4 protein-coding genes, 2 tRNA genes and 1 pseudogene are annotated in these 9812 nt (G+C 56.6%); 5 read left to right on the plus strand and 2 right to left on the minus strand.

All coding sequences use genetic code 11. The features are described from left to right. Window positions 1-8 precede the first annotated feature (8 nt). Entirely contained in the window at window positions 9-4550 is a 4542-nt protein-coding gene (locus LG31_RS20140; RefSeq protein WP_238567514.1) for a choice-of-anchor K domain-containing protein, read from the plus strand. Window positions 4551-4619: 69 nt separating this feature from the next. Here LG31_RS20140 and LG31_RS0111305 read toward each other — a convergent pair whose 3' ends face one another. Then, complete coding sequence (locus LG31_RS0111305) at window positions 4620-5114, minus strand: hypothetical protein (RefSeq protein WP_033114575.1); 495 nt, start codon at window positions 5112-5114, stop codon at window positions 4620-4622. Window positions 5115-5290: 176 nt separating this feature from the next. Between LG31_RS0111305 and LG31_RS0111310 the strand changes: the two genes are divergently transcribed. Further along, window positions 5291-7255 carry a sensor domain-containing protein gene (locus tag LG31_RS0111310; RefSeq protein ID WP_033114576.1) on the plus strand — a complete coding sequence of 655 codons (1965 nt, stop codon included), beginning with the start codon at window positions 5291-5293 and terminating at the stop codon, window positions 7253-7255. Window positions 7256-7318: 63 nt separating this feature from the next. On the opposite strand, the gene rraB is transcribed toward LG31_RS0111310, so the two are convergent. Next, window positions 7319-7654 carry a ribonuclease E inhibitor RraB gene (rraB, locus tag LG31_RS0111315; RefSeq protein ID WP_033114697.1) on the minus strand — a complete coding sequence of 112 codons (336 nt, stop codon included), beginning with the start codon at window positions 7652-7654 and terminating at the stop codon, window positions 7319-7321. 264 nt (window positions 7655-7918) lie between these two features. On the opposite strand from rraB, the gene LG31_RS0111320 reads away from it, so the two are divergent. The 3 genes and pseudogenes from LG31_RS0111320 to LG31_RS0111330 all read left to right on the plus strand — a co-directional run bounded on the left by LG31_RS0111320 (window position 7919) and on the right by LG31_RS0111330 (window position 9784). After that, window positions 7919-7994: transfer RNA gene (locus tag LG31_RS0111320), tRNA-Phe, on the plus strand. Between the two features lie 4 nt (window positions 7995-7998). Further along, window positions 7999-8074 (plus strand) — tRNA-Asn (locus LG31_RS0111325). 436 nt (window positions 8075-8510) lie between these two features. Next, window positions 8511-9784 (plus strand): annotated as a pseudogene (locus tag LG31_RS0111330) (alpha/beta fold hydrolase). Window positions 9785-9812 lie beyond the last annotated feature (28 nt).

A 9812-nucleotide genomic window follows, 5' to 3' on the forward strand; every position in this document is an offset into this window, starting at 1 on the left:
CGGGTGCGGTGACCACCACTATCACCGACGAGGCGGTACCGGGAGCGGAAGACACCGTGTATGCCCAGATCGAGGTGGATCAATCCAGGGTGGTGGAAGGTGGCGCGCTCAAATATACCGTGAGCCTGGTGGACAAGGACGGCAACGCCGTGACACTGCCGGCAGGCAAACTGGTGACCCTGAACTTGGCATGGAGCGGGGCGGCGGCCAATGATGGCGACACCAGCGGTCGTCCGGCCAGCGTGACCATCGGTGCAAACGGCAAAGCCGAATTTACTGTTACTACAGTAAACGACACCATTTATGAGATAGATGAAAAGCTTGCTGTAACTATCAGTGGTGTGAAGACCAATTCAGCATTTGAAGCTATCTCGATAGTAAATGGAAAAGGTAGTGCTGAGAGCGTCATTGTGGACAACGATGCTCCCCCTACCGTGGTGATCAATAAACCTGCGGTGGTGTCCGAAGAGGGGCTGGCCAACGGGTTGCCTGATACCACAGGTAATACAGATACCACGAATGCGACCGTCGCCAGCGGGACTATTACTGTGGGTGATGCCGATAGCAGTAGCGTTATGGTCAGCCTCACTGGTCCGTCCGGGCTCAAGTCCGGCGGGCTGGATGTGAAGTGGAACTGGGATGCATCAGGCAAGGTGTTGACCGGGTATACCGGTACCTTGGGTGGTGCGGACTATAAGGCTGTGCTTGATGTCAAACTGACCGCACCTGCAGGAAGCACCAAAGGCGATTGGGGTTATGACGTTACTCTGAAAGGAGCCCTCGATCATCCGGTGACTGGTGCCGAGGACACGCTGAGCTTCAACGTCGGAGTCTCTGTGTCTGATGGTCAGAGTACTACGGTTGGTTCGCTGCCCATCACGGTTGAAGACGATGCTCCCATTGCTCTTGCCACCGATGGTGTTTCCGTCACTAAGACAAACATTCCGAATGTATTGACTGGTCTGTTTGATTTGACTCGGTACTCGGCAACAGCAAACCAGAGAGAGCTTGATCTGGACGGGTTTAAAATCACGGCAAAAGGATTCAAGTCGTCGACCGATTCAACTCTTATTGCTGCAGATGTTAATGCTTCAACGGCTGGGCTTGGCGTTGCCAGTGGCGATAGCCCTTATCACAACCTGGCCAATGAAGTGGATTTCCGTCTCTTTGACAATGGCAAGTCTGCATCTGAGGAGCTAATCGTCAAGCTCGATCCGGGAACCGTGGCCTATGGTGCCAACATCAAGTTCAGCCAGATGTTTGGCGGCGAGAAGGAGAGTGGTGTCGTGGAGTTTTACCGCGGAGGAGTATTGATCTCCACACTGACATTTAGCTCGGATGCGGCAGGTGGAGAGTACAACCAAAACTTCCAGGTGCAGCAGGGCGGTTTTGACACCATGGTGATCAAGGCCACCAACAACGGCAACACCAATACCTCAGACAACAGCGACTTTACCGTCAAGTCTATCGAGTTCATAGGCTCCTCTACCCCGCAGGCTATTGCCTATGGTTCGGGTACAGTTGCAACGCAATGGGGGGCGGATGGTAAAGGTTATATGGCGCTGGACATCAAGCCGGAAGATTTTGAACGTGGCCTGCTGACGGCCACTGGCTCCCCCATCACTATCAGCAAGAGTGGGAACAACACCCTGCTGGGGAATGATGAGAGTGGCAAATTGGTCTTCAAGTTGGAGTTCACCCCTGCTACCGGCAAGTGGGAGTTCTTCCAGTATGCCGAGATGCAGCGTCCGGACGATGGCGACATCGACTTTACCTTCAAGGCATATGATCGCGACGGTGATGGCTCGCAGGGCAGCTTTGCTGTCAACCCGCTAGTACGCCCGACAGTGGTCAATATAACAAGTGACAGCGAGCTTGAAGGTACTAGTCTGCAACATGTCGTGACCCTGAGCGGGGTGACTAATGTGGCGACCGAGTACAACTTCTCCATTGCTGGCACTGGAACAAATGCCGCGACAAGCGCTGATTGGGGAAGGCCAACATTTAGCAATGGTGTGACTTTGAGCGCCGATGGCAAGAGTGTGAGCGTTCCTGCAGGGGTGACCAGCTTCACAGTCACTGTTCCTACGGTGAACGATCGTCTGGTTGAGACTAACGAGACTCTGCAAGTGACTGTGGGTGACAAGAGTGGCACCGGCACCATAGTCGACAATGATTTCTCGGTGCGGCTCGGTGGTGGTCTGGTCGATGAGGATGGTTTGTCTGGTGGCAACGCCGTCTTGCCCGAGCCTGTCGGGACGCCGACCAGCGGTCCGCTTTCGGTGACTCAATCGCTGCAGGTTACCGATGGCAATGGTGGCAACGTATCCGGCGTTCAGCTCAAGTTGGTCAGCATCACCGGATTGAGTGGCATTACCGGCATTGATGGCCAGCCCGTGAATGTGGTTCAGGATGGTGCGGGTCTCAAAGGTTACTTTGGAACCAATCCGGCCAATGTGGCCTTTACCGTAACGGTAGACAACAGCGCCAATCCGCCGAGCTATACCTTCACCCTGATCAAGCCGCTCAGCCACCTTGTGGATGGTCAAAGCAGTGTATTGAGCAGTCAGGATGAGCTGCGTCTCACAGTGAATTATGAGGTGAGCAAAGCTGGTTCCGATACTGCTACCGGTTCTTTCGATGTCGCCGTGCGTGATGATGTGCCGGTTGCTGTGGTCGATGATGCCAAAGTTAATGTGGTTGTTGATTCATTCCAAGTTTCGGGGGTTGATGCTAACTGGGTAAATTGGAGTGGTGGTTCGTATGTCAAAGTCAGTGACTCTGATGATGTTAACCCAGGTAAAGATCAGATTCGTTGGGGTGGGGGTAGTAATCCGTCTGGCTACGGCTTCCTGGACAATGATGCGGCATTGAATGGCGCAATTCCGATCAATGAAGAGATCAAACTGGGCACATTCACTCACTACAACAACCCGATTTATAACGATGCTATCAGTGCTGCAACGATGGAGGTCACTTTCTCCGTAACTGATGTACTGGGACGGGTCACACCAATAAAACTTGTTGTGAATTTCAATCATAACGAAACCCCCAATGACAAATGGGGGAATGGTGATGACATCATCTCGATCGGTAATACGACCGCAACCTTCAACTTTGAAGGTAAGGCATACACGCTGGAGGTACTGGGTTTCCGCGATGCGGGTGGCAATGTGGTGAAGACTATTTACACCAAAGAGAATGCCAGCAACAGCTTCGATCTGATCGTCAAGTTGGTGGAGGGATCTGGTTATCAGCTGCCGCAGACCACAGGAAATGTGCTGGCCAACGATCTTGCCGGTGCTGATGGTGGCCTGAGTGTCATTGGCTACGGAGTCGGCAGCAGCTCGACCACCTATACCAACGGCGCTGGTACCCAGGTAGTTGGTCTGTACGGGGTGCTGACCATTCTGGCCAACGGTGCCTATACCTATCAGGTCACCAAGAATGGCAGTCAAATCCCGGCTGATGCGCGCGAGGTGTTTAGCTACAGCGTGCGCGATGGTGATGGCGACACCACCAACAGTACTCTGACCATCAGCGTCAATCCGGTGGACAGCAATGGGGTACCGGTTCATCTGCCGCTGACTGTTGATGGTACTGACCTCAATGACTCCATCGTGGTGCGCAATGGCGAGAATGCGGCTAATCCTGACCGCATGGATGTTTCCTTCGGCGGTAATCTGCTGGGCGAAGTCACTACCAGTAACGGCGGCACCGACCATATGCATAGCGGTACCAGCTACAACAAGGGAAGTGCCGACCAGATCGTTAGCAGCGGTGCTGGCAATGACCACATTGAAACCGGCAGCGGTAACGATGTGATTTATGCAGGCAAAACCGGGGCAGATGGCTTCGGTACCGATGATTCGTTGCAACTGACGGTAGATCAGCTCAAGGCTCATCACATCATGACCGGCAGCTTGTCTGGTGCCGATGCCATGCTCGATGGTGACGGTCTGTTGCTGAGTGTTGATGTCAGCAGTAGCAAAGCAGATGTGGTCAATGGTGGCAGTGGCAATGACAAGATCTACGGGCAGTCAGGTTCCGATATCCTGTTTGGTGGCACCGGTGACGACTACATCGATGGGGGCAGTCACAACGATGCGCTGCGTGGTGGTCTGGGGAACGATATCCTGATCGGCGGGCTCGGCAACGATGTAATGCGTGGTGACGGTGGTTCAGATACTTTTGTCTGGAACAAGGGGGATACCGTATCCGGTTCTCTGACCACGGATTACATCATGGACTTCAACAAGGGGTCAGGCACATTCAACCTTTCGGAAGGTGACAAGCTGGATCTGCGCGATCTGCTGGATCACGACGGTTCTCACAACCAGAACGATCTGAAGTCTTTGCTCTCCGTTTTAGAGAAAAATGATGGGGTGCATCTGTTTATCAAAGAAGATAGTAGTGCAGCAACACCTACTCAGGAGATTGTGTTGATGAACCACACCTTTGGCAGTCTGACGGGAGGGTCGGCGACCACGTCCAATCAGGTGATCGATTACATGTTGAATAATCACATGCTCGATATTGATAAGCCGTAAGCACTATCAGCTACGTAATAAAAAGCGGCAGAGCAATCTGCCGCTTTTTTATTTTGAAGCGAAGAAAAATCAGTTGCCGAGGGTGGCGAACAGGCTCTGCTCCAGGGTGCCGCGAGAGACACAGACCGGCTTGATGGAGGGGGCCGGTACGCGCTCGCCTGAGGATTCAACGAAGAACAGCTCGGTGTTGCCCTTGACGTTGACAGTCGCCACGCTGCTGTTGCCGCTCTGGGTGATGATCAGGTTGATCTGCAGGTTGGGGTTACCCAGCGCTACTTTGGAGCCCATGGTACCGCAATCCAGCCACTCCAGACCGTCGGCAGAGTGCTCGACGTTGGCGGTCATCAGGCCGGAACCGCGTTGGCTGTTTTCGATGTTGAGGCCGTGATCGGTGAACCACTTCTCGGCACGGGCCCATACCAGGTCAACCGGGATCGCCATCTCCTGGGTATTGTTGGTCGCCTTGGCAATCGGCGGGTTGTAGCGGTACTCTTCACCACCATTGTTGTCACCGGCACAACCGACCAGCAGCAGCGCCAGAGCGCCTCCCATAATCTTTTTCATCTTCTTTCTCTCGTCCATTTCATCCGGCCATTGGCCAACCGGCGCCTATTATCTCCGGAGCGACAATCTCTGTCAGCAAGCATCCTGCATCGAGCGTGTTATTGTGCCAGTCAGGTCGCTTTACAAAACCGGTTTGCTATCATAGATTTGCTCGAAATTCCTCCATAAGCGCCCCTGTGAACAACATGCTCACCCCGGATCTGCTGCAGCAGATCATCGACCATCTGCCAATGAGTATCTTCTGTCGGGATAAGCATGGGCGCTACCTCTTTGCCAACCGCATGTTTGCCAGCGAGGCAGGTTATCCCTCGCCTGCCGAGGTGGTCGGCAAGACGAATGCGCAGATGCCGTGGGGAGACATCTTTGGCGAAGAGGACAGACAACTGCTGGCGAAAGGGGAGCCGCTGCTTTACCAGCAGCTCCACTGCAACAGCGGTGGCAACACCAGCTGGATGGAGATCCACAAGGTGCCGCTCTATGACCTGCAGGGCGAGCCTTATGCCGTGTTTGGCGTGGTCAACGAGATTGCGCAACGAAAAAACCTCGAACAGACGGTCAAGAACCAGCAGGTGCTGCAGCGGTTTTTGCTGGATGCGATCCCCGATATTATCCGCTTCGATGACCATAACGGCGTGCTGCTGGAGTGCAATCAGGCTTTTCTCGACTTTATCGGGCAGCGGGCCGAGGAGGTGCTGGGCCACCAGATCCCCTATCGCCTCTCTGCGCCGCAAGGGATGGATCAGGGAGAGTGCTGCCTGCTGGACGCCAGTGGCAAGGGGCGGCATATGGAGATCACCCGGGTGGATGTGTCCGATGGTGATGGCCACTCCCTCGGCGTGCTGACGCTGGGTCGCGATATCACGGGGCTGCGTACCACTCAGGCCCAACTGCAACAGGAGCAGCACTACGACAGCCTGACCGGCTTGCTCAAGCTCTCCCGCTTTCTGCAGACCAGCCGCCATCTCGGGGGCCGCAATGCCACGCTGGTGCTGGTCGACCTGCACCATTTTCGCGAGATCAACGATCGCTTCGGGATCCGGATTGCCGATCGTCTGCTCAGTCAGGTGGCCAAGCGGCTGCAGCAGTTGGCGCCGCCGCGCTCGCTGCTGTGCCGGGTGGCGGCTGATGACTTCAGCCTGCTGCTGCCCGAGCTCAGCGAGCCGTTGCCAGGGTGGAGCCAGCAGTTGCAGCAGCAGCTGATGGAGCACTATCAGGTGGAAGAGCACCGCATCCAGATCCCGGTTTTCCTCGGGCTGGCTCAGGGCAAGGCCAATGATGCCGAACGGCTGCTCAGCCATGCGGAGGCGGCATTGGCGCAGGGCAAGCGGCAGCAGCACTACACCACCCTGTTCGATCCTGAGCTCCATGCCAAGCTCAAACGGCGTCAGCTCATCGCGGCCCAGCTGCCACTGGCCATCAAGTCGGCCCAGCTGGTTGCGGTCTATCAACCCATCGTCTGCAGCAGAACGCTCCGGTTGCACGGCGCCGAGCTGCTCTGTCGCTGGCCCCATCCCGAGCTGGGGATGATCTCCCCCGACGAGTTCATCCCGCTGGCAGAAGAGATGGGGGTGATCGGCCAGCTTGGTCAGCTGATGCTGGAACAGGGTTGTGCCCAGCTGGCGCAGTGGCAGGCGGCTTGCCCGGAGATGATGCTCTCCATCAACCTCTCGCCGCTGCAATTTCGTGATCCGGTCCTGTGCGAGCTGGTACAGGGTTGTATTGTCCGCCACGGGCTCAAGGCCAGTCAGCTGGAACTGGAGATCACCGAAGGGGTCTTGATGGAGAATGCCGACCAGATAGAGACCAACCTCGACAACCTGATCGCCGCCGGCTTCCAGCTGGCCATCGATGACTTCGGCACCGGCTACTGCTCGCTGGCCTATCTGCCGCGGCTCAAAGTCGCGACCCTCAAGCTGGATCGCAGTTTTACTCAGGGTCTTGCCAGCAACACGGCGACGACCGCTATCGTCCGTTCCGTGATTGGGCTGGGCCATGAGCTCGGGATCCGCATCACGGCCGAGGGGGTGGAGACGCCGGAGCAGCAGCAGTGGCTGACCGATGCCGGTTGCGATCGTCTGCAAGGTTACCTGTTCAGCCGGCCGCTGCCGCCGCAGGAGTTCGCCGCCAGCTATCTGGGCTGACTTCGTGCCAGAAACAACAAGGCCACCTTGCGGTGGCCTTGTTGTTTGGCGATGGGGACAGGATCAATCCTGGAAGTAGGTGCCCCAGCCATCGTAGTCCACCCCGTATTTTTCGAGGATGGGCAGCATCTTGGCGATATCGGCCACGATGGCTTCGACATTCAGCTTGCACTCGATGGTGGCATCGAAGCAGAAGATGGTGGCGCCGTCATCCAGTTCCATCTCTTCGGCATCGGTCACTTCAAAACCGGCCTTGAACAGGTCAACCGCTGCTTTTTCCAGACGGTCGAAATCCTGGCAGGCGAAGTGGTGTTCAATGTCGTAATCCGCGTCAGGGTTGCTGCCGTCGGCCAGCAGCTCGTTGACGATCTCTGTGGTCTCTTCACGCCACTCTTGCATATTCAGACTCATATTGCCTCCAGGCGGTATCGTTGCGGCAAAGCATACTCGCACAGCGCATCCGGCTCAATGCGGCAAACCTGCAGAAGCGCTGATTTCCCGCTGTTTGGTGATGAATGGCACAGGAGAGTGGTGTGGCGAGCCAGGTTTTTGCCCCGAAACGGTCAATAACTCCCCGTTACGTTCAGTTGTTGAGCGAACGGAATTTTTATCGTGCCAGCGTGGTTGACACCGTGCGCCGGAAAGGGTTTAATGCGCGCCGTTGCCCAGATAGCTCAGTCGGTAGAGCAGGGGATTGAAAATCCCCGTGTCGGCGGTTCGATTCCGTCTCTGGGCACCATAATTCCTCCTTAGTTCAGTCGGTAGAACGGCGGACTGTTAATCCGTATGTCACTGGTTCAAGTCCAGTAGGAGGAGCCAAATTCGAAAAGCCCGCTCAATCGAGCGGGCTTTTTCATTTCTAGCTGCCGTTGCAGGCGGCTAAAAAGAGCGTCGCGCCACAGGTGGCACTGAACAGCAGCATGCCGGTCTGCAACATGCTGCCAGGGCATGGCTTTTTCTCTCTTTTTCCGGCCCTGATCCACTTTGGTTTCATCACGTTCCCTTATCCATTTTGACGGCCTGAATACCTGCACTCCTCTGCAGGCTCGCCATCTTTGTTGAATGAGTGCATGGCGTCAATCTCCCGGCCAAGAGAATAATTCAGCAAGCAATCTCCTCCCTGACTGCGCGATTCAATCCTCTTTTTGCACCCTTTGAAGCAGCTTCCACATTCGCAAAAAGCGGCATGACCCGGCTGGCGAGCGAGGCTAAGATGGGCTGAGCCTATTCCGACCTCGACATGGAGAGAGTCAAGATGAGCAGCCCACTGCACTACGTACTGGACGGCATCCACTGCGAGCCGCACTTTTTTACCGTTCCACTCGATCACGACGATCCCGATGGCGAGAGCCTGACCCTCTTTGCCCGCACTTTGTGCCGCAAGGAGCGGCTCGATGACAAGCTCCCCTGGCTGCTCTTTTTGCAGGGCGGCCCTGGTTTCGGGGCGCCGCGCCCGACCGCCAACAGTGGCTGGCTCAAGCGGGCGCTCGAAGAGTTTCGGGTGGTACTGCTCGATCAGCGGGGCACCGGCATGTCAAGCCCCATCCACAGTCATACACTGGCCAAAATGACCCCGGCTGAGCAGGCGGAGTATCTCAGCCATTCCGCGCCGACAGCATAGTGCAGGATGCCGAGTTTATCCGGCAGGAGCTGAGCCCCAACCATCGCTGGAGCCTGCTGGGGCAAAGCTTTGGCGGTTTCTGCTGTCTGACTTATCTCTCGCTGTTCCCCGACAGTCTGCGGGAGGTCTATATCACCGGCGGCATCGCGCCGATTGGCCGCAGTGCAGAGGAGGTCTACCGCGCCACCTACCAGCGGGTGGCCGACAAGAATCGCGCCTTCTTTGCCCGCTTCCCCCATGCCCAGCCCATCGCCAACCGGCTGGCCAACCATCTGCACCAGCACGATGTGCGGCTGCCCAACGGCCAGCGCCTGACGGTGGAGCAGTTCCAGCAGCAGGGGCTGGATCTGGGGGCCACGGGCGCCTTCGAGGAGCTCTACTATCTGCTGGAGGAGGCCTTTATCGGCGACAAGCTGAGCCCGGCGTTTCTCTATCAGGTGCAGAGCATGCAGCCATTCAATACCAATCCGCTGTTCGCCATCCTGCACGAGGCCATCTACGCCGAAGGGGAGGCGACCCGCTGGGCCGCCGCCCGGGTCAGAGAGGCACTTCCCGAACTGAACTGGGCACCCGGCAAGGATTTCGCCTTCACTGGCGAGATGATCTTCCCCTGGATGTTCGAGCAGTTCCGCGAGTTGCTGCCCCTGAAAGAGGCTGCCCATCTGTTGGCCAACAAGGCGGACTGGGGGCCGCTCTATGACCCGGCCCAGCTGGCCCGCAACCAGGTGCCGGTGGCCTGCGCCGTCTATGCCGAGGATATGTATGTGGAGTTTGACTACAGTCGCGAGACGCTGCGCGGTTTGGGTAGCAGCCGCGCCTGGATCACCAACGAGTATGAGCACAACGGCTTGCGGGCTGATGGTGAGGTGGTGCTCGACAAACTCATCGCCCTGAACCGGGATCGCTGAGGCGGATAGAGACGCCGGATTGCGGATA

Source organism: Aeromonas lacus, from assembly GCF_000764665.1.
GTDB lineage: Bacteria > Pseudomonadota > Gammaproteobacteria > Enterobacterales > Aeromonadaceae > Aeromonas > Aeromonas lacus.

Excerpts from the sequence above, each read along its gene's own strand:
- LG31_RS0111305 (WP_033114575.1), bottom strand. The coding sequence starts at position 5,114 with ATGAAAAAGATTATGGGAGGCGCTCTGGCGCTGCTGCTGGTCGGTTGT.
- rraB (WP_033114697.1), bottom strand. The coding sequence starts at position 7,654 with ATGCAAGAGTGGCGTGAAGAGACCACAGAGATCGTCAACGAGCTGCTG.